The 24,659-nt window shown below is 59.4% G+C and carries 23 protein-coding genes; 15 read left to right on the top strand and 8 right to left on the bottom strand.

Going from position 1 to position 24,659, the window contains the following annotated elements; genetic code table 11:
* Positions 1-39 precede the first annotated feature (39 nt).
* Both frr and CACC_RS07530 read left to right on the top strand, forming a co-directional pair.
* Positions 40-597: a ribosome recycling factor gene (frr, locus tag CACC_RS07535; protein WP_005278690.1), complete on the top strand. Its 558-nt coding sequence runs from the start codon at positions 40-42 to the stop codon at positions 595-597.
* A gap of 124 nt (positions 598-721) precedes the next feature.
* A complete protein-coding gene (locus CACC_RS07530; protein WP_249852937.1) occupies positions 722-1,600 on the top strand; it encodes a phosphatidate cytidylyltransferase in 879 nt (292 codons plus the stop codon).
* A gap of 108 nt (positions 1,601-1,708) precedes the next feature.
* Here the strand turns inward: CACC_RS07530 and CACC_RS07525 are convergent, their stop codons facing one another.
* Entirely contained in the window at positions 1,709-2,116 is a 408-nt protein-coding gene (locus CACC_RS07525) for a LapA family protein (RefSeq protein ID WP_005278698.1), read from the bottom strand.
* A 104-nt stretch (positions 2,117-2,220) separates the two neighbouring features.
* On the opposite strand from CACC_RS07525, the gene rlmN reads away from it, so the two are divergent.
* The gene (gene rlmN, locus CACC_RS07520) at positions 2,221-3,333 is read left to right on the top strand and encodes a dual-specificity RNA methyltransferase RlmN (protein WP_023017311.1); all 1,113 of its coding nucleotides are present in this window, start codon (positions 2,221-2,223) and stop codon (positions 3,331-3,333) included.
* Positions 3,334-3,516: 183 nt separating this feature from the next.
* Here the strand turns inward: rlmN and CACC_RS07515 are convergent, their stop codons facing one another.
* On the bottom strand, positions 3,517-4,005 hold the full coding sequence (locus CACC_RS07515; protein ID WP_005278706.1) for a DUF2631 domain-containing protein: 489 nt from the start codon (positions 4,003-4,005) through the stop codon (positions 3,517-3,519).
* Positions 4,006-4,145: 140 nt separating this feature from the next.
* Between CACC_RS07515 and dxr the strand changes: the two genes are divergently transcribed.
* From dxr to map, 5 genes are all read left to right on the top strand, one after another.
* Positions 4,146-5,306, top strand: a complete 1,161-nt coding sequence (gene dxr, locus CACC_RS07510) for a 1-deoxy-D-xylulose-5-phosphate reductoisomerase (protein WP_005278709.1) — start codon at positions 4,146-4,148, stop codon at positions 5,304-5,306.
* 13 nt (positions 5,307-5,319) lie between these two features.
* Positions 5,320-6,528 carry a M50 family metallopeptidase gene (locus CACC_RS07505; protein ID WP_005278712.1) on the top strand — a complete coding sequence of 403 codons (1,209 nt, stop codon included), beginning with the start codon at positions 5,320-5,322 and terminating at the stop codon, positions 6,526-6,528.
* A 177-nt stretch (positions 6,529-6,705) separates the two neighbouring features.
* Positions 6,706-7,869 (top strand): flavodoxin-dependent (E)-4-hydroxy-3-methylbut-2-enyl-diphosphate synthase, encoded by a 1,164-nt coding sequence (gene ispG, locus CACC_RS07500; RefSeq protein ID WP_023017313.1) that lies wholly within the window; start codon positions 6,706-6,708, stop codon positions 7,867-7,869.
* 93 nt (positions 7,870-7,962) lie between these two features.
* The gene (locus CACC_RS07495; RefSeq protein ID WP_035108499.1) at positions 7,963-9,813 is read left to right on the top strand and encodes a penicillin-binding transpeptidase domain-containing protein; all 1,851 of its coding nucleotides are present in this window, start codon (positions 7,963-7,965) and stop codon (positions 9,811-9,813) included.
* Positions 9,814-9,878: 65 nt separating this feature from the next.
* Positions 9,879-10,748 carry a type I methionyl aminopeptidase gene (map, locus tag CACC_RS07490; RefSeq protein ID WP_005283598.1) on the top strand — a complete coding sequence of 290 codons (870 nt, stop codon included), beginning with the start codon at positions 9,879-9,881 and terminating at the stop codon, positions 10,746-10,748.
* A gap of 120 nt (positions 10,749-10,868) precedes the next feature.
* On the opposite strand, the gene mtr is transcribed toward map, so the two are convergent.
* Both mtr and CACC_RS07480 read right to left on the bottom strand, forming a co-directional pair.
* Positions 10,869-12,269 (bottom strand): mycothione reductase, encoded by a 1,401-nt coding sequence (gene mtr, locus CACC_RS07485; RefSeq protein WP_005278725.1) that lies wholly within the window; start codon positions 12,267-12,269, stop codon positions 10,869-10,871.
* A 35-nt stretch (positions 12,270-12,304) separates the two neighbouring features.
* On the bottom strand, positions 12,305-13,351 hold the full coding sequence (locus CACC_RS07480) for an alpha/beta hydrolase (protein ID WP_005278729.1): 1,047 nt from the start codon (positions 13,349-13,351) through the stop codon (positions 12,305-12,307).
* A 285-nt stretch (positions 13,352-13,636) separates the two neighbouring features.
* Between CACC_RS07480 and mqo the strand changes: the two genes are divergently transcribed.
* On the top strand, positions 13,637-15,133 hold the full coding sequence (gene mqo / locus CACC_RS07475; RefSeq protein WP_005278731.1) for a malate dehydrogenase (quinone): 1,497 nt from the start codon (positions 13,637-13,639) through the stop codon (positions 15,131-15,133).
* Between the two features lie 108 nt (positions 15,134-15,241).
* Here the strand turns inward: mqo and CACC_RS07470 are convergent, their stop codons facing one another.
* Positions 15,242-16,597: a protein adenylyltransferase SelO gene (locus CACC_RS07470; RefSeq protein ID WP_005278734.1), complete on the bottom strand. Its 1,356-nt coding sequence runs from the start codon at positions 16,595-16,597 to the stop codon at positions 15,242-15,244.
* A 1-nt stretch (position 16,598) separates the two neighbouring features.
* Positions 16,599-17,423, bottom strand: coding sequence for a PhzF family phenazine biosynthesis protein (locus CACC_RS07465; RefSeq protein ID WP_005278737.1), 825 nt, complete (start codon positions 17,421-17,423; stop codon positions 16,599-16,601).
* Between the two features lie 66 nt (positions 17,424-17,489).
* On the opposite strand from CACC_RS07465, the gene CACC_RS07460 reads away from it, so the two are divergent.
* The 4 genes from CACC_RS07460 to CACC_RS07445 are packed head-to-tail and all read left to right on the top strand — an operon-like array spanning position 17,490 to position 21,160.
* Positions 17,490-18,671, top strand: a complete 1,182-nt coding sequence (locus tag CACC_RS07460) for a sensor histidine kinase (protein ID WP_005278739.1) — start codon at positions 17,490-17,492, stop codon at positions 18,669-18,671.
* Positions 18,664-19,425 (top strand): response regulator, encoded by a 762-nt coding sequence (locus CACC_RS07455; protein ID WP_005278742.1) that lies wholly within the window; start codon positions 18,664-18,666, stop codon positions 19,423-19,425. Before CACC_RS07460 ends, CACC_RS07455 begins: the two co-directional genes overlap by 8 nt.
* 59 nt (positions 19,426-19,484) lie before the next feature.
* Positions 19,485-20,384, top strand: a complete 900-nt coding sequence (locus tag CACC_RS07450; protein WP_005278745.1) for an ABC transporter ATP-binding protein — start codon at positions 19,485-19,487, stop codon at positions 20,382-20,384.
* Between the two features lie 38 nt (positions 20,385-20,422).
* Positions 20,423-21,160: an ABC transporter permease gene (locus tag CACC_RS07445; protein ID WP_005278747.1), complete on the top strand. Its 738-nt coding sequence runs from the start codon at positions 20,423-20,425 to the stop codon at positions 21,158-21,160.
* A 22-nt stretch (positions 21,161-21,182) separates the two neighbouring features.
* On the opposite strand, the gene yaaA is transcribed toward CACC_RS07445, so the two are convergent.
* Positions 21,183-21,905 (bottom strand): peroxide stress protein YaaA, encoded by a 723-nt coding sequence (gene yaaA / locus CACC_RS07440; RefSeq protein ID WP_005278749.1) that lies wholly within the window; start codon positions 21,903-21,905, stop codon positions 21,183-21,185.
* A gap of 30 nt (positions 21,906-21,935) precedes the next feature.
* Between yaaA and CACC_RS07435 the strand changes: the two genes are divergently transcribed.
* Both CACC_RS07435 and CACC_RS07430 read left to right on the top strand, forming a co-directional pair.
* A complete protein-coding gene (locus CACC_RS07435) occupies positions 21,936-23,705 on the top strand; it encodes a proline--tRNA ligase (protein WP_035108500.1) in 1,770 nt (589 codons plus the stop codon).
* A 60-nt stretch (positions 23,706-23,765) separates the two neighbouring features.
* Entirely contained in the window at positions 23,766-24,128 is a 363-nt protein-coding gene (locus tag CACC_RS07430) for a DoxX family protein (RefSeq protein WP_005278753.1), read from the top strand.
* 124 nt (positions 24,129-24,252) lie between these two features.
* Here the strand turns inward: CACC_RS07430 and CACC_RS07425 are convergent, their stop codons facing one another.
* Complete coding sequence (locus CACC_RS07425; RefSeq protein WP_005278755.1) at positions 24,253-24,582, bottom strand: transglycosylase family protein; 330 nt, start codon at positions 24,580-24,582, stop codon at positions 24,253-24,255.
* Positions 24,583-24,659: the final 77 nt, after the last annotated feature.

Here is a 24,659-nt window from a genome sequence, read left to right as displayed (position 1 = left end):
ATACAGCTACCCCTCAACGTTGAAGGATGATTCAGCCTCATGATCGATGACATTCAGCTCGAAGCCGAAGAACACATGACCGCTTCCGTCGAGCACACCCGCGAGCAGCTGGTGACCATTCGCACCGGCCGCGCGAACCCGGCGATGTTCAACGGACTCATCGCGGAATACTACGGTGCGCCGACCCCGATTACTCAGATGGCTACCATCTCCGTGCCAGAGCCGCGCATGTTGCTCATCAAGCCCTACGAGCAGTCCATGATCCAAGAGATTGAAAACTCCATCCGCAACTCGGATTTGGGTGTTAACCCCACCAACGATGGCCACGTTTTGCGCGTGACCGTTCCGCAGTTGACCGAGGAACGCCGTAAGGAAATGGTCAAGCTGGCCAAGAGTAAGGGCGAAGACGGCAAGATTGCCATCCGCAATATCCGCCGCAAGGCCATGGAACAGCTGAAGAAGCTTCAAAAGGATGGCGAAGAAGGCGAGGATGAGGTCCTTGCCGCAGAAAAGGAAATGGAAAAGATTACCGCTGGCTATGTCGAGCAGGTTGACAAGCTGGTGGAAAACAAGGAATCCGAATTGATGGAGGTCTAGGTCTTTTCCACTGCCGCCGCGCCCACCTCGGCCGGCGGCGCTTTTCTGTACGTAGTATTTTTGTATAGGAAATAGATAAGCCCCGCGACGCGCATACAACGTCAAGTGAAAGGAGCCGGTCACGGTGAGTGACGCCTTGAACCGCCGATTGCCGCAGCCGAAAAATGGCCCAGGCCGTGACTTGCCGGCGGCTATTGGAGTAGGCGTGGGGCTCGGCGCCCTCGTTGTCCTCGCCGTGTGGGCTGGCCCCTTGGCCTGGTATGCGGTGGTTGCCGTCGCAGTCGGCGGGGCCATGTGGGAAGTTCTTACCCGCTTGCGGGAGAATTCATACTATATCCCGCGCACGCTGTTAATCATCTTGGGCCAGGCCATGGTGTGGATTTCCTGGCCGCTTGGCGCGCCCGGCCTCGTGGCCGTCTACGTCACCGCCGTACTCATTTTGATGTTCGGCAGGCTTTTCCATAACGGGCGGCATCGCCCTCCCATCAATTACCTGCGGGACATGTCCGTCGGCATTTTCGTGCTCACGTGGATTCCGCTTTTCGCGACTTTTGCAGCGATGCTGTCGTTGATTTCTACCCCGGTGGCCAGCGGCGCCGCTTCCATCGTGGTCTTCATGCTGTGCGTGGTCGCCTCCGATACGGGCGGCTATAACGTCGGCGTGATGTTTGGCTCCCACCCCATGGCACCGGCCGTGAGCCCGAAGAAATCCTGGGAGGGCTTTTGCGGCTCCATTGGCTTCGGCGTCATCGTTGGTGCGGTGTCCGTCCATTTCCTCTTGCACCATTCGGCGTGGATCGGCGCCTTGATGGGGCTCGGCCTTGTTATTTGCGCCTCATTGGGTGACTTGGTGGAATCGCAATTTAAGCGAGAGCTGGGCATTAAAGATATGTCCCACATCCTCCCCGGGCACGGTGGTTTGATGGATCGCCTTGATGGCATGCTTCCCTCTGCCATGGTTACCTGGGTGGCCATGAGCCTCATGGCAAACTTCGCGGTCTAAACCGGGTTGCAGCCACCACGTATAAGGATGCTGCGCATAAACCGCCCGCTCCCTGCTGCGCCACCGAAATATCTCGAGGGCAAGGAGGAGGGCGGCAGTAGAGCTCTTTTAGCCTTCGGCCTGCTTGCGCAATTGGCGGCGCAATTCAAGCATGCGCCACACACCTACTAGCGCCATGATGAGCGCGCCGCCGATGGTAAACATCAGGTAGGCAATGCCCGCTGGGAACTGCCCCGACCAGCCCAGGAAGTTCATCGGCACTTCTTGCTGGTTTTGCATGATGAAGATGATCAACACGATCAGCAAGAGGAAACCGACAATGAGCGCTGCCCAGGTGCTAGCGGCGAACGAGCCTTGGGCTTTTTGTGGTGCGGCAGCGGGCTCGGTGGTGCCGGCGCCGGCATCGGTGGAGACTTCCTTGCTTCCGGTTTCGGCCAAAGCGGCATTATCGCTTGCCGCGGTGGCCTCATCATCGGAAGCGGAAAAGTCATCTTCGGGGTATTTCGGAGTGGTCATATGTCCATTATTTCTGTAAACCCTTCCAAAATGCCACTTGGCTATAAATTGAGGCCTTCCCAATTGGAAAAGTACCGGTAAACCGTGGAAAGATGGGCGTTATTATGGCTCAACCAGTAAAACTTAACTTCTCCGCGCCGCGGCGCGGTCTGCCGCCCAAGCACTTTGCGGATCTCTCTGAAAGCGAGCGCATCGATAAGCTCGCAGAAATTGGCCTACCTAAATTCCGTGCTAAGCAAATTGCCAAGCACTACTACGAGCATCTCACCGACGACGTCGAAGAGATGACAGATATCCCCGCCGGCAAGCGCGAGGAGGTCAAGGAGGCCTTCTTCCCTGAGCTTATGAAGCCTATTCGTACGACTTCTACCGACGATGGGGAAACCACCAAGTCCTTGTGGCGCTTGCACGACGGCACCTTATTGGAGTCCGTACTGATGCGCTATCCCGGCCGCGCTACCTTGTGCATTTCTTCCCAGGCCGGCTGCGGAATGGCCTGCCCGTTCTGTGCTACCGGCCAGGGCGGACTAGACCGCAACCTTTCTACCGGCGAAATCGTCGAGCAGTTCCGCCACGCAGCCGCGGCGATGGCGGCCGAAGGCGGACGCTTGTCCAATGTGGTCTTCATGGGCATGGGCGAGCCGCTGGCAAACTACAAGCGCGTGGTCCAGGCGGTGCGCCAGATTACCGGTCAGGATGGAACGGGCTTTGGGCTCTCACAGCGCAATGTGACCGTATCCACCGTGGGCTTGGCACCTGCCATCCGCAAGCTCGCGGACGAAGACCTTGCCTGCACACTTGCGGTTTCGCTGCACACCCCGGATGATGAGCTGCGCGATAGCCTGGTTCCGGTAAATAACCGCTGGTCCGTCGATGAGGTCCTCGACGCAGCACGATACTACGCCGATAAATCCGCCCGCCGCGTGTCTATCGAGTACGCCCTTATTCGGGATAAGAATGACCAAGATTTCCGTGCCGATATGCTGGGCCGCAAGTTGCACCAGAAGCTCGGCTCCAAGGTGCACGTCAACGTGATCCCGCTCAACCCGACGCCGGGCTCGGAATGGGATGCAGCCCCCAAGGCGCGGCTTAATGAATTCGTGCGCCGCGTCCAGGCACAGGGAGTGCCGTGCACCGTGCGCGATACCAAGGGCGATGAAATCGCGGCAGCCTGTGGCCAGCTTGCCGCCGATGAACGAGAAGACATGTCGGCCTAAGAGTCCGCTGCCGCACAGCCACCTAAGCATTTTTGAATAAGTGCTTAGGTGGTTTTCTCGTTGGTGCATGCCGCGTTTACACACGCGGCCCAGCCAAACGCAGTACAGTTATGCACCCAGTAAAACCACGAAACCGCCGAGCCCCTCGCAATAAGGAGGCTCGGCGGTTTTCCGTAGCTAGGATTACAGCGCGTGCTTGCCGGAGCTTACCTCGGCAGCGTCGGACGCGGAGTCAACGCGCAGGTGGGCTACGCGGGAAGGCTCGATATTCAACGCGCGCAGCTGGGAGTCGGTCAACTCGGTGTAGGCGCCAGAAACGGTCTTCTGGTCATAAATCCAGTCGCGCTCCAGGTGGTCGGCCGGCTTGTTATTAGAGGTGATGGTGCGCACCTGGTTGAGCTTCGGCTCGAAGGTGAAGATGAGCAGGCCCACAACCAACAGGACGGTCAGGGCGACGAGCCAGACGGTCTCCACGTGGCCCTTGTGGTTACCAAAGTTGAAACCAATCATGAAGATCACGGAGATCCAACCCGCGATTTGCACACCAGAGCGGCTGATGCGGGACCAACCGAAGCCTGCGGATGGAACATCTTCGGTAGAAACACCGTCATAAACCTGCGGTACCGGCTTGTGGGAAGACACTTGCTCTCCTTCGCTATCGCGTGTGTCCATTAATCGAGGGGGCACACCAATGCCATTTGACTGACACCTATTTTAAAACATCGTGGCTGTAAAGGCGATTAAACACCCCCGCCTGCTTGACCGGTTCCACCCCATAGCAGGGCGCGGTAAATGACCGCTAGGGTAGAGGGGTGACTACTCAGCGAATCCTTATCCTTGGCTCCACCGGCTCTATTGGCACGCAAGCATTAGAAGTAATTGCGGATAACCCCGATAAATTCGAGGTCGTGGGCATTGCCGCGGGCGGCTCTAACCCGCAGCAGATCATTGAGCAGGCCCGAAGCTTCCACCTTTCGTTTGACCACATTGCCGTTGCCCAGCCTGCCGCGGCTGCGGAGGTTTCTGCGGCTTTAGGCGGCACGGTACTTTCTGGTGATGGTGCTGCAGAAGAGCTGGTGCGCTCGGTTCCCGCCGATACCGTGCTCAATGCCCTAGTGGGATCCCTCGGGCTTAAGGCCACTTTAGCCACGCTGGACATGGGCGAGTACCTTGCGCTAGCGAATAAGGAGTCCTTGGTTGCTGGCGGCACGCTGGTCACGAAATCCGCGCGGACAGGCCAGATCATCCCCGTGGATTCGGAGCACTCTGCGATGGCGCAATGCCTGCGCGCGGGCGAAGAGGGCGAGCTGGCCAAGCTCGTTCTCACGGCCTCGGGCGGTCCCTTCCGCGGCCAAACGCGTGAGCAGATGTGGGACGTTACCCCGCAGCAAGCCGCGCAGCACCCCACGTGGTCCATGGGGCAGATGAATACGCTGAATTCCGCCACCTTGATCAATAAGGGGCTCGAGCTCATTGAGGCGACGCTGCTTTTTGATATTGAGCCAGAGCGCATCGATGTCACGGTTCACCCGCAGTCGGTCATTCACTCGATGGCCACCTTTAAAGATGGCTGCACCATCGCCCAGGCCTCGCCGCCGTCGATGAAGCTGCCCATCTCCCTGGCGCTGAATTGGCCCCAGCGTGTGCCAGGCGCGCAGCCGGCACTTGATTTTTCCCAAGCGCATACGTGGAATTTTGAGCCGCTTGATGATGTCTCTTTTCCCGCCGTATCCCTCGCCCGCGAGGCCGCGGCGCAGGGCACTGGCGTGATTTATAACGCTGCCAATGAAGAGGCCGCGGCGGCCTTCTTGTCTGGTCGCATCCACTTCCCAGAGATTGTTGATGTTGTAGGCGAGATCCTCGGGGAGTCTTCCCAGTTTGCTGGTGTAGTCTCTACCCTCGATGAAATCCTCGCCGTAGAAGGCGAGGCTCGCAGGCGCGCGAATGCGCGCATTGACCGTTTAGCTGACTAGAAAGCTTTCTTTAATGGCAAATTTGCTGGGCATAGTGTTTTTCGCCCTTGGCATCGGGCTGACCGTGGCACTCCATGAGGCGGGGCATATGTTTACTGCCCGCGCCTTTGGCATGCGGGTGCGCCGGTATTTCATTGGCTTTGGCCCGCGTGTTTTCTCCTTCCGCAAAGGGCATACCGAATACGGCCTTGCCGCCTTCCCGGTGGGTGGGTTTTGCGATATCGCCGGGATGACCGCGCAGGATGAATTCCTTACGGAGGAAGAAAAGCCCTATGCAATGTATAAAAAGCCATGGTGGCAGCGCATCATCGTCCTTGTAGGCGGTATTGGCGTCAACCTGATCCTCGGCTTTGTCATCTTGTATTTTGTGGCGATGACTGCGGGACTTCCCAACCCAGATGCCGATGTGCGCCCGCGGGTGGGGGAGGTAACCTGCACCGCTGACCAAAAAGAAAACCAGGAGCTGGAATCGTGCACCGGGAACGGGCCCGCTGGTAAGGCCGGTGTCCAGGAGGGCGATATCATTCTCGCGCTCGATGGCGAGCACCTAGATTCCTTTACGCAATTGCGCGATGAGGTCATGCAGCGCCCTGGCGAGACCGTGACGCTTACCGTAGAGCGCGGCGGTGAGGAAAAAGACTTCTCCATCGAACTAGAAACGGTCAAGCGCCTGAATCAACAGGGCGAATTGGTCGATGCCGGTTCGATCGGGCTGAGCAATGAGGTCCTCGACATCGTCGAGAAGCATTCAGCAACGGAAGCGTTGCCTGCAACGTGGCATTTCACCACGTATTCGCTCGAGGCCACGGTGGAAGGAATCAAACAATTCCCCGCTAAGGTACCGGGAGTGGTGGCCTCCATCTTTGGCCACGAGCGGGATGTCAATGGGCCGATGTCTGTCGTCGGTGCATCGCGGGTTGGTGGCGAACTCGTGGAGCGCTCCCTGTGGGCATCGTTCTTCATGATGCTGGCGACGCTGAACTTCTTCCTCGCCCTGTTTAACCTCATTCCGCTGCCGCCCTTTGACGGCGGCCATATCGCGGTCATCTTGTATGAGAAGATCCGCGATGGCATCCGCAAGCTGATGGGCAAGCAGCCGCTGGGTCCTGCAGATTACACCAGGCTAATGCCCATCACCTATGTGATGGCGGCCCTGCTCATGGGGCTTGGCGTCGTTATCATCATCGCGGATGTGGTTAACCCGATCAGGCTATTTGGCTAGGTTTGCCCTTCCCGTGCCCGCCGCGGGGAGTGGGTGGAGAGCTCAACGTATAGTGCACATTTGCAGCGCGAGCGGGAACTTTAGCGCTTAACCATCTAGTGCTAGAGTGGGGACGTTCAACACTTATTGTGCAATAACGTTTAGCAACGAGCCACGAGCTAGAAATAAGGAGCATTCATGTCTAGTCCTATCGGTCTAGGAATTCCTGACGGGCCTCCGCCAGTATTGCACCCGCGCCGGAAGACGCGGCAATTGCACGTAGGCCCGGTGGGCGTTGGTTCTGACTACCCAATTTCGGTGCAGTCGATGACCAATACCAAGACCCATGACATCAACGGCACCCTGCAGCAAATCGCACAGCTTACTGCCTCTGGCTGCGATATCGTGCGCGTGGCCTGCCCTAAGCCGGTGGATGCGGAGGCTCTGCCGACCATCGCCAAGAAGTCCCCGATCCCGGTCATCGCGGATATCCACTTCCAGCCCAAGTACATCTTTCAAGCCATCGATGCTGGATGCGCGGCGATTCGCGTCAACCCAGGCAATATCCGTGAGTTCGATGGGCGCGTTAAGGAAGTAGCCAAGGCCGCGGGTGATGCGGGGATCCCCATCCGCATCGGCGTTAACGGCGGTTCGCTGGATAAGCGCTTGCTGGAAAAGTACGGCAAGGCCACCCCAGAGGCACTCGTTGAGTCCGCTATGTGGGAAGCTAGCCTGTTTGAGGAGCACGGCTTTGGCGATATCGCCATTTCCGTCAAGCACTCTGACCCCGTGCTGATGGTGGAGGCCTACCGCCAGCTGGCCGCGCAGACTGATTACCCGCTGCACTTGGGCGTGACGGAAGCCGGCCCGAAGTTCATGGGCACCATTAAGTCCTCCGTCGCCTTTGGCGCCCTTTTGGCAGAAGGCATCGGCGATACGATTCGCGTTTCGCTCTCCGCCCCGCCGGAAGAAGAGGTCAAGGTGGGAGACCAGATTCTGCAGTCCTTCAACTTGCGCCCGCGCAAGCTGGAAATCGTCTCCTGCCCGTCGTGTGGCCGCGCGCAGGTGGACGTGTACAAGCTGGCGGAAGAAGTTACCGCAGGCCTCGAGGGCATGGAATTTCCCATCCGCGTTGCCGTCATGGGCTGCGTCGTCAACGGGCCGGGCGAGGCCCGCGACGCAGACTTGGGCGTGGCATCCGGTAACGGCAAGGGCCAGATCTTCGTCAAGGGCGAAGTGGTGCGCACCGTGCCGGAGGACAAGATCGTGGAAACCCTCATTGAAGAGGCAATGCGCATTGCGGATGAGGAAGGCCTCGAAGCCGTGGACGGCGCTAAGGCCGATGTCCGCGTGACGCAGTAAGCTGCGCGCCTCTACGCAAATTATTAATAGACTGCCCTGCACCTCGGTGTGGGGCAGTCCTTTTTGCTGCGTGCGCTGCTAATGTGCCAAGGCATGAAGAAGTTATTCGCACTGGTTGCTACGGTCTCGCTTAGCGCAACTAGTGTGGTTGCTTGCACCCCAAAGCCCGTCTCCGCCGAGCCGGTGGCAGAAGAGTTCATTGAAGGCATGGAGAGCCGAAATAACGAGGGCTTGGCGGAGCTTACGGATTCCCCCGATGACGCCACGCAGGCCCTCGATGCTACGTACTCGGGCTTGCAGGCAGAGGGCCTCGATATTGAGCTCGAGGGGGTAAAACAGGACGAAACCGTGGCCACGGCGGATTATAAGGTCACCTGGGATTTGCCCAAGGATCGCAGCTTGAGCTATACCACGCAGATGACCTTGACCAAGGCCGAAGACGAGTGGACGGTGCGGTGGAAGCCCAGCATTATTCACCCGGACCTGGGCGCGCACCAGCATTTGGAGCTGCGCGCCTTGGAAGCCACGCGCGCCAGCGTCGTTTCCTCCAACGGGGTGGAGCTGATGAGCCCCGGGCTGAATTACCGCGTCATCGTGGATACGAGCTCGCTTTCCGATGTCCGCCCCACGGCCTCCAAGGTCAGCAGCGCCCTGGCTGCGGCGCACCGCGAGGACGACTCGATCGCGGAGGTAGACGCCAAGGGGCTCGCCGAAAAGTTGGAGAAGGCAGAGTCTGCCTATTCGGTGGGGCTTTATACAGAAGAGCAGGAGTCCGTCATCCGCGCCAAGCTGGAGGGGATGGACGGCGTCCGTATTAATGAAGAGCCCGCGCTGGTGACCCGGGACCGTGGTCTTGCGCCCGATCTCTTATCGCGCGTGCGCTCGGCCGTCAATGACGAGCTCGACGGCGAGACCGGCTGGTCCATCGCCGTCGTCAATGAGAATGGTGCGGCGCTTTCCGATGTCGAAAAGCATGCGCCCGAGGCCGCCCCCTCCATCAAGGTTGGCTTGGATTATGACGTCCAACGCGCGGCCCAAGAAGCGGTGAATCAGCGCTCGGACGCCCAGGCCATGCTGGTTGCCATCCGGCCTTCCAACGGTGATATCCTGGCCGTAGCGCAGACCGAAAAGGCGGACGAGGACGGCGACGTCGCCTTGCAAGGCCAATACCCACCCGGCTCGGTTTTTAAGATCCTTACCGCCGCTGCGGGTGTAGAAAAACAAAACCTGACCACGGATACCATCGTTCCGTGCCCTGGCACGATGGATATTTATGGCCGCGTGGTGACCAACTACAACGCGTTTTCGCTCGGCAATGTGCCGCTAAGCCAGGCCTTCGCCCAATCGTGCAACACCACCTTCGCCGATATTTCCACCAAGCTGGCACCCGGTGAATTGAAGGAAACCGGCAAAAAGTTTGGCTTCGGGGTGGATTATGAAATCCCTGGGCTGACCACCACGACCGGCTCGATTCCTGAGGGCAAGGAAGTTTTGGAGCGCACCGAGGCCGGCTACGGCCAGGGCTACGACCTTGCCAGCCCGTTCGGCATGGCTATGGTTTCGGCCTCTGTGGCGGCGGGAAAGACTCCAACGCCCACCCTTATTGAGGGCCGCAAGACCAAGGCCTCGAATAAGTCGGCGCCGATCCCAGACCACGTGCTGAATAACGTGCGCGGCATGATGCGCCAGGTGGTCACCAGCGGTACCGCCCGCGGGATGCAGGCGGGCGGAACGATTTACGGCAAGACCGGTGAGGCCGAGATCAATGAAGGCTCGCACGCGTGGTTTACCGGCTACCGGGAAGAAGACGATATCGCCTTTGCCACGCTCATCGTATTGGGCGGCGGCTCCGAATCCTCGGTAGCTATTACCGATAACTTCCTGCGGAAGCTGGATGATTACCGCTCGCGCCCCAATGATGGCCCGGCCCCCAAGGTCGAGTAAGCAGCGGACACTGACTGGCCACCCCGATACTGCGTGAGCCGGTATGAGGACTACCATGGGCAATTATGAGTACTCGTGGAAAATTGAAGCCAGGTAAACCAACCCCCATCCGGCCGGTGCCAGAAGATATCGAACGCCCGGAATATGTGTGGAAAGACGAGGTACAAGAGGCCATCGGTGAGCCTTTTGTGCAGTCCCCCGAAGTGATTGAGAAGATGCGGGAGGCCTGCAAGATCGCGGCCAACGCGCTGAAGGAAGCCGGCAAGGCCGTAAAGCCTGGCGTGACGACGGATGAGGTCGACCGCGTGGCGCACGAGTATATGTGTGACCACGGTGCGTACCCATCTACCTTGGGATACCGGGGATTTCCCAAGGGCAGCTGTGTTTCGCTGAATGAAATTGTCTGCCACGGCATTCCGGATACCACCGTGATTGAAGAAGGCGACATCGTCAATATCGATGTCACCGCTTATAAAAACGGCGTGCACGGCGATAATAACGCCACCTTCTTGGCAGGTGACGTATCAGAGGAGCACCGCCTTTTAGTAGAGCGCACCAAAGAAGCCACGATGCGCGGCATTAAGGCCGCAAAGCCTGGCCGCGAGATCAACGTTATCGGCCGCGTCATCGAGTCTTATGCCAAGCGTTTTGGTTACAACGTCGTGCGCGATTTCACCGGCCACGGTGTAGGACCCACCTTCCACAATGGGCTGGTGGTCTTGCACCACGATTCCACCACGTACCGCGATATCCTGGAACCAGGCATGACCTTGACGGTGGAGCCGATGATCAATCTTGGTTCGCTGGATTACGATATTTGGGACGATGACTGGACCGTGCAAAACCGTGATGGCAAGTTCACCGCTCAGTTCGAGCACACCTTGGTCATCACCGATGATGGCAATGAAATCCTGACCATCCCAGATGAGGATTAATCGCTAGGGCCTTTCTTCAAGGCCTAGACACGGCGAAAGCCGCCTCCTTAACCGCCGCGCATGAATCTTAGCGCGTGGCCAGGGAGGCGGCTTTTGCTATGGAGCCTTAGCTACGGTGCCTTAGTCCCACTCGAGGCCCAAGAGGGCGTTTTCTACGACCTCTGGCAGGGCTGGGTGGATCCAGTACTGCTTGCGGGCAAAGTCGCGCAGGTCGATCTCGTAGGCCATTACGGTAATCAGCTGCTGGATCAGGGTGGAGGCCTGCGGGCCCATTAGGTGGGCGCCCAAGAGCTGGCCCGTCTTGCGGTCCGCAATCAGCTTGCAAATACCGGTGGTATCTTCCATGGCCCAGCCGTAGGCCACGTCGCCGAAGTTTTGAATCTTCACGGTGATATCGAAGCCCTGCTCCCGCGCTTCTTCTTCCTTCAAGCCCACAGATGCAATCTGCGGGTGGGTGAAGATGGCGGCAGGAACGTTGTCGTGCGGAAGCTCCTGCAGATCCTCCGGGTGGAGCAGGTTGTGCTGGATGGTGCGGGCTTCGGCATTGGCGACGTGCTTGAGCATGTAGGGCGAAGAGACATCGCCAAGCGCCCAGACGCCTTCTGCATCGGTAAGGCCATGCGCATCGGTGGAAATGCGGCCATTGTCCAGCAGCTTGATGCCGGCCTTGTCCACATCCATGAGATCGCCATTCGGCTTGCGGCCGGTGGCTACCAGGATTGCGTCTGCTTCGAGGCTCTCGCCATTATCGAGCTCCAGCTTTACGCCCTTGTCGGTTTCTTCCAGCTTGGTGCCGTTAGCAATTCGCACATCGAAACGCTCGCGGGCAATTTCGTTGAAGCGCGAGGAGATATCGGAATCGAGGTGGCGCAGCAGGGTCTCGCTGCGGTTGACCACGGTGACCTTGGTGCCGAGGCCATCGAAGACGTGGGCAAATTCCATAGCGATATAGCCGCCGCCGACGATGATCAGGCTTTCTGGTTGGCGATCCATCCGCATGATGTCTTCGTTGGTGTAGTACTTCACACCGGAATTGGCGTAGACCTCAGGGATTACCGGGCGGGAGCCAGTAGCAACAACGATCTGATCGGCGCTGATGACGTGGTCGCCGGTCTGGATGCTCTTAGGGCCGACGAAGCGAGCGTGCTCGTCGTAGACGGTGATATTCGGGGTCTTGTCGCCGCGACGGTAGTCCTCGCCGCTTTGGGCGATCTGGTCAATGCGGTTGTGGAAGACGCGCTCCACAATGGAGTTCCACTCCACGTCGTTGACCTGGGCATCAATGCCAAGGCGCTCGCCTTCGCGGGCGGCGAGGGCGACATCGGCTGCGTAGACGTACATCTTGGTGGGGATGCAGCCAACATTCAGGCAGGTGCCACCGAAGCGGCCCTTTTCAATAATGGCAATTTTCTTATCGTGAAAATCGCGGTTGGCAATGGAGTTGCCGGAACCGGTGCCGATGATGATGAGGTCGTAGTGTTCCTCAGCGGCCGGAGTATTTGCTGTATCAATTGTGGTCATATCAATACCTTAATCCATGTGTCCAATTCGGGTATTTATGCTGGTGTGGGCGCTTCCACGATGGTGGGAAGCCAGGCATCGCACGCTGCGAACGCCTCCGCTAGGGGGCCGGAGAGGGATAAAAAGACATCGTGGCGCGCACCTTCGATGGAACGCAGCGTGTAGTGCGCATTGAGCTCTTTTGCCCACCGTCGGGTCTGTGCGACATCGATGATGCAATCGGCATGATTGACCGCATCGCAGTAGGGCGTTCCCAATAGCGAGCGGGTAGATTGCAGCGTCAATACGGGGACCCCGGCATTAATGCGGCCGCTGTGAATGACGTCGAAACCGTGGAAGACGGCGGCCAGCCAGCCTATATATTTCTTATGCCCGGCTAATGGTTTCAGGCTGAGGTTGTAGTCCCACTCGCCGTAGAAGTCACTGTGCACCGATTCGCCATAGGCGGTGAGGTTGCCCCCGGGCAAGGGGGTCTTGGGTGCGATCTTGGCGGTGGAATATATCGCCGGCTTCAGCGCTGATACGGCCCAGCCGGGAACGCCCATCATGTCCAGCCAGGGGCTATTGAGGATGAGGCCTTTCAGGCGGGAGAAGCGCTCCGCGTCATGGCGGCGTAGAAAGTCCATCCACAGCGGCGCAATCAGGCCACCGGTGGAGTGGGCGATAACGATTACTTCGTCGTTTGTAATGGCATCGAGGGCTGCGGAAAGATCCACGTTATATAAGGACAAGTCCGAAACGTAGTGCCAGGCTTGGCCCGGGCGGTGCGAGCGGCCGCATTTGCGGAGATCGACCGCGTAAAAGTCATAGCCTTGTGCCGCGAAGTGCTGTGCGACGTGCGTGTGGAAGAAGTAGTCAGTCATCCCGTGCAGCCATACCAAGGCCGGGCGGGAAGTGGCAGAAGGTGAAGAAGAATCGGCGGGGCCCGAATCCGTGGAGCCTGCAGCCGAGCCTGGTGCATAGCGGACGAGGGTGGTGACAACGTCGCCCTCGCCATCAGGATCGGGGCCGAGGTTGAGGGTGGCTGATTGAAAATCGGGGCCGAGGATATCGGGCCCCCATGACGGAGTTGCTGTATCCATGACACGAGTCTAGTCAACAGTTGGTCGTCGCTACGGTAGCTGCGTGACCTGCCATTATTTCGGCGAAATATGAAGTGTATAACAGGTCGCTCCATATTGTGGTGACCAGGGTGGGGGAGAAAAACCAATCGAGGAAAGAAAAGCGTAAGGTAAGGCGTTAATGCGTGACACATCGGCAGGTTGGCTGTGCACAACAGTCGCGGTGTGGGGCGCAAAGCGCTTAAAATATATGGTGCAGAATGCGCCGATGTATATAAATTTTCAATTCGAAGAGGTTATAACACAGTGTCCTCAGCAAAGAAGACAGCACAAGTTGTAGATGAGGTCGATGTCGCACTGGTCGGTGCCGGCATCATGAGCGCCACCCTGGGCGCTATGCTCCGCGAGTTGGAGCCGAGCTGGACCCAGATGATCTTTGAGCGCCTTGATGGCCCCGCCCTGGAATCCTCCTCTCCGTGGAATAACGCCGGTACCGGTCACTCCGCCCTGTGCGAGCTCAACTACACGCCAGAAAAGAACGGCCGCATCGATATCTCTAAGGCGATTGCAACTAACGAGAAGTTCCAGAAGTCGCGCCAGTTCTGGTCCCACCAGCTCAACAACGGCATCCTGACTGAACCTAGTGAGTTCATCAACCCAGTCCCGCACGTCTCCTTCGCCCAAGGCGAAATCCAGGCGGACTACCTGAAGCGCCGCTACGAGGTACTGAGCGAAAAGCACATGTTCCCCGGCATGCAGTTCTCTGATGATGAATCCACCTTTGCGGAGAAGCTGCCGCTCATGGCGGACGGCCGCGACTTTTCCAATAAGGTCGCTATCTCTTGGACCGAAGTCGGCACCGACGTGAACTTCGGCGCCCTGGCCAAGCAGTTCCTGACCGCGGCGCGCGCATCTGGAACGGAGATCCGCTACGGCCACGAGGTCTTCGATATCGACCGCGACGGAAATGACTGGAAGGTCTATTCCAAAAATAAGCACACCGGCGATATCACCGTGGTGAAGGCGAAGTTCGTCTTCGTCGGTGCCGGCGGCTACGCCCTGGATCTGCTCCGCAAGGCAAAGGTGAAGGAAGTAGCTGGCTACGCCGGATTCCCCATTTCCGGTCTGTGGCTGCGCGCCAAGAACCCGGAGCTCATTGAGCAGCACCAGGCCAAGGTTTACGGTAAGGCAGCAGTCGGTGCTCCTCCGATGTCCGTGCCGCACCTGGATACCCGCGTTATCGACGGCGAGAAAGGCCTGCTGTTTGGCCCGTACGGCGGCTGGAGCCCGAAGTTCTTGAAGAAGGGTTCCTACCTGGATCTTTTCAAGTCCATCCGCCCGGATAATATCACCTCCTACCTGGGCGTTGCGGTACAGGAATTCGGCCTGACCAAGTACCTCATTGATGAGGTGCGCAAGGACTTCTCCGACCGCGTTGATTCCCTCCGCGAATACGTACCAAATGCGAAGGAAAGCGACTGGGAGACCGTGATTGCCGGCCAGCGCGTACAGGTCATCAAGCCTGCTGGTGCACCGCGCTTTGGCTCCCTCGAGTTTGGTACCGCACTGGTCAATAACCAGGAAGGCAATATTGCCGGCCTGCTCGGTGCCTCCCCGGGTGCTTCCATTGCCCCAGCCGTCATGCTGGAGCTACTGGAGCGTTGCTTTGGCGAGCGCATGATTGACTGGAGCGATAAGATTCGCGAGATGGTCCCGTCCTACGGCATGAAGCTGGCCAATGATGAGGACTTCTACAACGAGATGTGGGAATACACCCAGAAGACGCTGAAGCTGGAGCGCTAAAACGCCTTCGGCTTGGGGCTAAGTCCTCGGCTGCAAGCCCTCCGTGCAGAACCTACTGTGTGGAGGGCTTTGTGCTGCGCAATCCCTGAATTCGGGGTCGCAAGCAATTTAGGTACCGCAGTAGGTGAGAAAACCTGCAAGCCCATTCGGATCGGGCTGTTCGTAGGACGGATGCGGCTGCCACGGGTGGGTCACGGCGTGGAGCAGCTCAGTAAAGGGCTTAATATCGCCGGCCTCGGCGGCGCGCAGCGCGGCTTCGACGGCCATGTTGCGGGGAATGACCCGGGGCATGGCAGCATCCACGGCAGCCGGGGCGGGGTGAGTGGCTAGGTAGCTATCTAGGAAGTCTGAATCTGGGAAGAGCTCTTGGGCAGGAAGGGTGTGGCCGCGGGCGGCATCGGCAAGCGCGCGGTGCGCCAACGTGATATCCGGCCGGGATAGCTGCATCGCAGTAAGGTAGGCCGAGGCGACCTCGGTGGTGGTATCGAGGGCCGCGGCTATATCGCTGCGGCGCTGGGTGGCGAATTTCTCCTGGAACCCATTGATGGTCTCTTGCGCGAAGTCGACCCCGGCATTGATATCGGCATCGAAAAGCGGCACGAGCGATTCCGTGAGCCGGGCGAGGTTCCAGCCCAGGATGGCTGGTTGATTGCCAAAGGCATAGCGTCCCTGCTGGTCAATGCTGGAAAATACCGTATCGGGAGAGTATGACTCCATAAAGGCGCACGGGCCATAATCAATGGTTTCGCCGGAGATGGTGGTGTTATCCGTATTCATCACCCCGTGGATAAAGCCCAAGCGCATCCATGAAGACACGGTGGCTATCTGGCGGTCCATAACGCCCTGGAAGAACTCCCGGTAGTCTGCCCCAGGATAGTGGCGCGCGATGGCGTAGTCCGCGAGAGCCTGGAGGTGCCCGGACTGCGCGGCATAGTGAAAAGTACCGACCCGGATGTGGCTGGCCGCCACGCGGACCAGGACACCCGCCGGCTGCACGTGGCCGCGCTGGATGGGCCGGCCGGTGGAAATCACGGCGAGGGAGCGCGTGGTGGGCACGCCGAGGGCATGCATGGCCTCAGAAACCAAGTATTCGCGCAGCATGGATGAAAGGGTGCCGCGGCCATCAGCACCCAGGCGGGAATAGGGGGTAAGCCCCGTGCCCTTGGCGTGGAGATCCCACAGTTTTCCGTCTTTTTCCACCTCGCCCAAGAGCATGGCCCGGCCATCGCCCATCTGTGGGTTGAAGGAACCGAATTGGAAGCCGGAATAGGCCATGGCATGCCCGCCGTCGCGGCCCAAGAGGAAATCCAGGCCCTCTGCGGAGCGCAGCCAGTCAGTATCCAGGCCCAGCTGCACTGCTAGCTCCTCATTGAGGACCACGAGCTGTGGATCCGGCTGCTCTTCGCCGTGCGTTGCCGACACTAAGTCCGGCAGGTGCTTTGCATAGTCGTGGTGTAGGTGCATTTTAGACCTCCAATTGTCCTTGCACGCGGATGTGGACGCGGCCGCCGACCCAAATATCGGTGCCGTCATCGTGAATAAAGACCTCGCCGTCTCTTCCCAGTTGGCTGCCCTGGCAGGCGGTGTAGCGGGCGGGGACGAGGCCTCGCGAGCGCATGAATTGCGCGGCACCGCCGTTGAAGGAACCGGTGACAGGATCCTCGAATTCTGCGGTAAATGCGCGCACTTCATAGGCAGCGGAATCCCTACCCGCGGTGGTATCCAGCATGCCCACCACGCCCACCTTGGGGCGAGTGGCGGCGGGCTGAACCGCGCGCACGGCCGCGGCATCGCGCAGCTGTATAAGCCGCCAACCAGGCCCATTGTCCACCCAAGCGGAATCGATGACATCTTCTTCTGCGATATTCAATCCCGCGCAGGCCTCTGCCAGTTCGGCACTGCTTAATGGCCCGCCCGCGCGCAGCGGAGGGGTGGCAAAAGAATAAATACCTGCGTTCTCGCGCACGGAGACCAACCCCACCCCGCATTCCTGCACTATGGTGCCCTCCTTCTGCGGTTCATTGCCGAGCGCCCGCCAGACGGCGGCGCTGCCCAAAGTGGGGTGGCCGGCGAAGTCGAATTCCTCGTGCGGGGTAAAAATGCGCACGCGATAGTCCGCCGCGGGATCGGTGGGCTGGAGCAAGAACGTGGTTTCAGAAAAGTTGGTCCAGTGCGCGATGGCCTGCATCTGCTGTCTCGAGAGCCCATCGGCATGGGCCACGACCGCGAGCGGGTTACCGGAAAACGCCGAGGTGGCAAAGACATCGACTTCAAAGAACTGGAATTGCATGCCAGCCAGTCTAGTCAGCCCTGAGGATGAGGACGGCAGGCTGGCTTCTGCGCTAGCCTTGCCCTTATGTCTAAGCTTTGGCCGGATCGTCTGCGCGATTGGATTGGCCCGCCGTGGCGAATCATCATCCCCGTGTTCTTCGGCGTGCTCTTGCCCAATGCCGCGAACTTTTTGCACACCGATTCACCCTTCCAGGCCATCGTCGCGGTCTTGTACACCGTCGGCATTCCGCTGGCGCTGTGGCTGCATCCCAAGCTGCAAGAAAAGTCCATTTTCTTCATCGCCGGCACCATGACGCTGTGCATTTTCACGCCCTTGGCCTCCCTGGAGAACTTCCACGCCCCGATTTTCGCCTACACGGCTTTTCTCATCGGCACGCACTCGCGCAAGCGCTTGCGCTATATCTGGCTTGCCTGGATTGCCCTGGGCTCGCTGGCGGGAACCACCGCAAGCCTATTTGGGGAAAAGGTCTTCGCGGGCAGCGATATCGGCTTGGGCGATGCGACCATGAGCCCGCTGCTTGTCTATGCTGGCACGGTCCTGCTCGGCTGGCCGGTCCTCGGCTTTTTCTACCTGCTCGGCACCAATAACCGGAAGCGCCGGGAGGGCCAACAGCTGCTCATCGAGCGCGCGGAGATGGCCGGCGCCGTGGAGCGCAATCGCATCGCCCGCGAGATGCATGACATCGTCGCCCACAATCTCGCCGGCGTCATCGCGCTTGCCGATGGCGCCCGGTTCGCCGCCGCCAAAGACCCCAAGGTAGCAACGGAGGCACTCGATACCATCGCCTCTACTTCCCGCGAATCCTTAAAACAGATGCGCAGCCTGCTTTCCGTCTTGCGCGAAGAAGACGCGCGCGGGGAAACCAAGGCCCCAGGCACCTCAGACATCGCAGGTCTGTTTTCGGAAGCCCGGCGCGCCGGCTTCGATATCACCGTCTACGGCATGGAAAAGCTACCCGCCGATAGCGATGAGCTCTATCAATTCACCATCTACCGCATCGTGCAGGAGATGCTGACCAATATGCTCAAATACTCCAGCCAAAATAGGGGAACCCTGCGCTTTCGCAGCGATAGGTCGGCGCTTGTTATCGAGGGGCACAACCCCATGGCGCAGCCGGACGAGGACCACAGCCCAGGCTATGGGCTCATCGGGATGAAAGAGCGCGTGAAGGCCTATGGTGGCAGTGTGTCCACCAAGGCCGAGGATGGAACGTTTGCAATCATCGTGGAGGTACCGCATGTCTAATCCGGAACAGGAATCTGAGCCCATTCGCATTGCGCTTGTCGATGACCAACCGCTCCTGCGCGCCGGGTTCGCCATGCTGATCGGCTCGCAGGAGGATATGAGCGTGGTCTGGCAGGCCTCCGATGGCGATGAGGTACTGGACCTAGCCCGGCAAGAGCCCGTCGATATCATCCTCATGGACGTGCAAATGGCGCGGGTTAACGGCATTGCGGCCACGGAGGAAGTGCTCCCTGAATTCCCGGATACCAAGGTCATCATGTTGACCACCTTTGATGATCACAACTTTGTCCACGGTGCAATCTCTGCCGGGGCATCCGGATTTTTGCTCAAAGACGTCGAGCCTGAGGAGCTGCTCTCAGCCATTCGCACCGTGCACTCGGGTGAGGCCGTGCTCTCGCCGCGCATTACCGCCCAGGTGCTCCAACAAGTCCGCAGCGAGGAGGGTGGGGACAGTAGGAAGGCGCACTCGGCTTCGCACACCGCCGCGGCTGCACAGCCAGGCGCCACCACCGCTACGGCCCCGCCGTCCGCGGAACTTACCCCGCGCGAGATGGATATTTTAAGGCTCATGGCGCTGGGGTATTCGAATACCGAAATATCCGAAGAGGAGTTTGTCTCTATGGCAACGGTCAAGACCCACGTGCGCCACGTGCTGACCAAGACTGGGTCCCGCGACCGCGTCCAGGCCGTGCTGTATGCCTATACCCATGGGGTGGTCACCGTAGAAGAACTGCTTTCTCATCCCCAGGGATGAACGGCTAAATCCGCCTCGAGGATGGTTACTTCGCGCTGGGAAAGCGACACGATAAAACCATGCTCACAGTCACACAGCTTTCCAAGAAGTACGGTTCCTTTACAGCAGTAGACAACCTTTCCTTCGAGGTTCCCGATGGCCAAGTCACCGGGTTCTTAGGGCCCAATGGTTCCGGCAAATCCACCACGATGCGCATGTGCGTCGGTCTAGAAAATCCCACCTCCGGCACCGCCACATTCGACGGCACCCCATTCCGCGAACTACCCGATCCCGCCTCCACGGTGGGCACCTTGCTTGATGCCAATTGGTTCCACCCCGGCCGCAGCGCCCGCGCGCACTTGGGCTATATGGCAGCACTCCAGGGAGTATCGATGGACCACGTTGATGACACCCTGGAGCGCGTCGGGCTCGGCAAAGTGGCGAAAAAGCGCATCGGGGGCTATTCGCTTGGCATGAAGCAGCGCCTGGGCCTCGCCTGCGCCATGATGGGACAACCGAAGCACTTGCTTCTCGATGAACCCGTCAACGGCCTTGACCCTGAGGGCGTGCACTGGATGCGCGACCGTATCCGCGAATTCGCCGCCGGGGGATGCGCCGTGCTGGTGTCGTCCCACCTGCTCTCAGAAATGCAGCTCACGGCGGACCGCTTGGTGGTCATCGGCAAGGGCAAGCTCGTTGGTGAAGGAACGGTAGAAGAATTTGTCAATGCCTCTGGTGCCTCCACCGTGGAGGTCGTGGTGGATCAACCAGAAGAACTGGCCCGCCTGCTGCACGATTCGCAGGCAGAGACCTCCTTTGATGGGGAGGTTCTGCGCATTACCGGCCTAGACCGCGACGAGGTCGGCCAATTGTGCTTTGACCACCGCATCCGTATCAGCAGCCTTGAGGTGAAGCACCCCTCCTTGGAAGACGCCTTCCTCGGTGCTACCGCAGACCACCTGGATTACCGCTCCGCATAACCCCCTGTTATCCGTTATCGAAAGGCAGAGTACGAGCCATGAACACCATCGTTTCTGGATCCCGCAAGATATTTTCCCTGCGCTCAACGTGGGTCTACCTCGCTATCATCACCGTTGGCCTAACCACCGCGAACGTGCTGATGGGAGCTATCCGCACTGACGACAGCGCCCTCCAATCCTCCGACCTAGCCATCGGCGCCATCTTCGCCGTGGTCATCATGATCTTTTCCTCGGCCACGCTCGTCGGCGGCGACCTACAAAAAGGCACCGTCGCCTGGAGCTACCTATCTACCAACCGGCGTTTACAGGTGCTCTCGAGCCAAATACTCGTCATCACCGTGGCCAACGTCGCCGCGGCGGCCCTGGCGGGCATACTCGGAATGTTATTTAACGCTGCGCTCGGCAGCTCGTATGACTTCTCCAGCTTCGTGCACTACCCGGATAATGCGGTGTTCCTTTTCACCTTCGTGGAATACATCGTCTATACCCTGCTGGCTACAGGCCTGGCATATATCCTGCGCAGCGGCACCTTTGCAGCCATGCTGCTCATTATTGAGTACTTCGTCATCGAAAGCGTGCTGACTTCAATGGATATGGGCTGGGCCAAATACATCCTGCAGATTTTGCCCGATGCCAACCTGCGCACCTTCTTCCAAGGCCAAGACACCTTCGGCCTTATGGCCCCGCAATGGGCATCCGGCGTCATTGTCTTGGCCATGGTGGTAGCGGTCCTCGGCGGGGCCGCAGCCGTCCAGCGCCGCCGCGCCGTGGTCTAGGCTTCCCGCAGGCGCTCGCGCGTTACGGGGATACGACGAGGGTAAGTTCCCGTGAGCCGTGCGGTGGTTCCTCCACCGTCATGCCGGCCGCGCGGGCGATAGCGGCGACATCGGCGGCGCTGAAGGCATCGGCAGGCGAGAGCGCCAGCTCCCGGGCCAGCAGGCCCTTGTAGTGCTTGTTAAAGTGGCTGACCACCTTGCGCGAGCCATCTGGTTGCACGCTTTCTACCCGCACCGTCACCGCCGAAGGCAGCCGGCCCAATTGCTGGTAGGTGCCCGAGCGGAGATCCACAACCAGCTCGTCGATGTTTTCTAGCGCCTGCGTTATCTGCTTGCCCCAAAAAGACTTCATGGTGCGACCTCCCAGCTTGGAACCGCCCGATAAGCGGTAATGGGGGATGGGGTCGTCCGCGCGCAGGAGGCCGAAGAGGGCATCGCCAATAGCAAGGCGGCTCCACGAGGGAAGGGTGGACGCCGAAAGTGCATCAAAAAGCACGCCAGTATAGCGCTCCACCGCTGGCATGGTGGGGGTGGTAAAAAGCTGACTATTGGATTCGGCCTCACCGCGCAGCTTCTCCGAGAGCTTCAGCGCCACCATCGCCTCATCAATGGGAAGAGACTGCAGCTCAGCGGCGATTTCGCGCCGCGTATCGGTAAGTTCTGGAAAAGATAGGTTGGCAAAATCAAGCGGCTTTCCGGTGCCGCCATGGGCCTTGGTTTCTGAAGGAGGGAGGACAATGAGCATATAGCTAGGGTAGCGATGTATATTTTGACCATGATTACCCGCCTTTCTGAACTATTTCTCCGCACCCTTCGCGAGGACCCAGCCGATGCCGAGGTCCCCAGCCACAAGCTGCTGGTGCGTGCCGGTTACGTGCGCCGCGTCGCGCCGGGCATCTACACCTGGCTGCCGTTGGGTCTGCGCGCCCTGCGCAAGATCGAAGACGTAGTACGCCAAGAAATGGATGCCATTGGCGGGCAAGAAATGCTTTTCCCGGCCCTGCTGCCGCGCGAGCCCTATGAAAAGACCAACCGGTGGGTGGAATACGGCCCCAACCTATTCCGCCTGCAGGACCGCAAGAATGCCGACTTGCTGCTCGGGCCAACACACGAGGAAATGTTCGCCAACGCCGTCAAGGACATGTACTCCTCGTACAAGGATTTCCCGGTCACCTTGTATCAGATTCAGACGAAGTACCGCGATGAGGAACGCCCCCGCGCCGGGGTGCTGCGCGGGCGCGAGTTCGTGATGAAGGATTCCTACTCCTTCGATATGAACGATGAGGGGCTCGATTCCTCCTACGCCCGCCACCGCAAGGCGTATCAGAATGTTTTTGACCGCTTAGAAATCGATTACGCCATTTGTAAGGCCACCTCTGGCGCGATGGGCGGGTCCGCCTCCGAGGAGTTCTTGGCGCTTTCTGAGGTGGGCGAAGACCTCTTCGTGCGCTCCACCGAGGGCGATTATGCGGCCAATGTAGAGGCGGTCGTGACCCAAGCGCCCCCAGAAAAAGATATTGCGGGCCAGCCCGCGGCGAAGGAGTACCGTACCCCGGATGCCGCCACCATTGAAGCGCTTGTGCACTGGGCGAAGACCGAGGACATCGCCGTCGACGGCCATGAGGTCCGGGCCGCCGATATCCTTAAATGCGTCATGGTGGAGGTAACCCACCCGGCGCTTGAGGACGCTGAAGAGAAGAAGGAATTAGCGGCCGTGCTGATTCCGGGCGATCGCGAATTGGATCCCAAGCGCCTTGAGGCAGCCTTAGAGCCTGCGGAATTCACCCTGGCCAGCGATAAGATTTTTGCGCAATACGATTTCTTGGAGCAGGGCTTTGTGGGCCCGCGCGCGCTGAACTCCAATGGCGTGAAGGTCTTTGCCGATCCCCGCGTGGTCAAGGGCTCTTCCTGGATCACTGGCGCGGATGCGCAAAACTGCTACGTCGTGGGCTGCGTGGCCGGCCGCGATTTCCACGTCGATGAGTTTGTGGAAGCAGCAGAGGTGAAAGAGGGCGATCCCGCACCGGATAACCAGGGCACATTGGCCTTGCAGCGCGGCATCGAGCTGGGTCATATCTTCCAGTTGGGCCGCAAGTACACCGAGGCCTTTGACGTGCAAATCCTCGATGAAAACGGCAAGCGCGCCATCCCCACGATGGGCTCTTATGGCATCGGCATCTCCCGCATGCTGGCCGTGCTGGCAGAGCAGCGCCATGATGATAAGGGCCTGAATTGGCCGGTCGCGGTGGCGCCGTACCAAGTGCACGTGGCGGTGGCGAATAAAGATGCCGCGGCCATGGAGGCCGGCGATAAGCTGGTAGAAGAGCTGTCCCAGGCAGGCCTTGAGGTGCTTTTCGATGACCGCCCCAAGGTCTCCCCGGGCGTGAAGTTCAAAGATGCAGAGCTACTCGGCATGCCGTTTGTGGCCATCGTGGGCCGCGCCTTCAAGGACGGCATCATCGAGCTGCGTATCCGCGGCCAAGAAACGCTGGAGGTACCTGCGGATGAGATCGTGGACAAACTCCTCGAGTTGGTGCGAGCTTAACTTAAAGCACCGCGCTAAGGCCCGGCGCCTGTAGGCGCCGGCAGGGTATCGTAGGGGAGTATGAACTTTCATAAAAACGTGCTCCCCACAGCCCTTATCACGATGGGCACGCTGCATTTCCTGCGCGCCAAAACCTTCGAATCTATTGTGCCGCCGCAGCTGCCGGGCTCGCCGCGGTTGTACAACTTCGCCTCCGGCGCCTGGGAGATAGCCACCGGCTATTTGCTCACCGATCGCGCCACCCGCGAATCCGGCGGCGCCTCTGCCGCGGCGCTATTTCTTGCCGTGTGGCCGGCGAATATGTACCACGCCTGGATCGAGCGCGATGCGCGATGGCCGAAGAAGCTGTATCACATCATTCGCCTGCCGCTGCAGATTCCGTTGATTCGCTACGCATGGAAGATCGCGCAGGGTAGGGCATAAAACCTAAAAACCGACTCCCCAATTTTCCCGGGAAATAGATCCCAAGTGGAAAATGGGGGAGTCGGTTGCTTGCGTGATGCCGCGCTCAAGGCGGCATCACGCTACCGCTGTATCAGGAAGCCTATTAGCCGGCCACGGGGCCGCCGCAATTAGGCCATGCGCCAGCTCCCTGGGTGGCAAGGACGTTTTCAGCGATTTCAATCTGCTGTTCCTTGGTGGCTTGGTCAGCGGTGGGCGCGTACTGGGTGCCGCCGCTACCGGCCCAGGTTTGCTGCGAGAACTGCAGTCCGCCGTGGTAGCCGTTGCCGGTGTTGATGTGCCAGTCACCGCCGGATTCGCACGCGGCGACCTGGTCCCACGCGCTTTCCGGGGCGGCGTTGGCGGCAGGGGCGGCAATGCCCGCGATGCCCAACGTAGCTGCTGCCATAGTGAGCAAGGTCTTCTTAGTACGCATTGAGAAAGCACTCCTTCTCATTGTTTTGGCTCGTGGAATCTCCAACAAGCACGTAATCCACCAAATTACGTAGGGTC

The sequence above is a fragment of the Corynebacterium accolens genome (assembly GCF_023520795.1).
Taxonomy (GTDB): domain Bacteria; phylum Actinomycetota; class Actinomycetes; order Mycobacteriales; family Mycobacteriaceae; genus Corynebacterium; species Corynebacterium accolens.
Note: the sequence above shows the minus strand (reverse complement) of the source record. Positions and strands in the feature narration are given on the sequence as shown.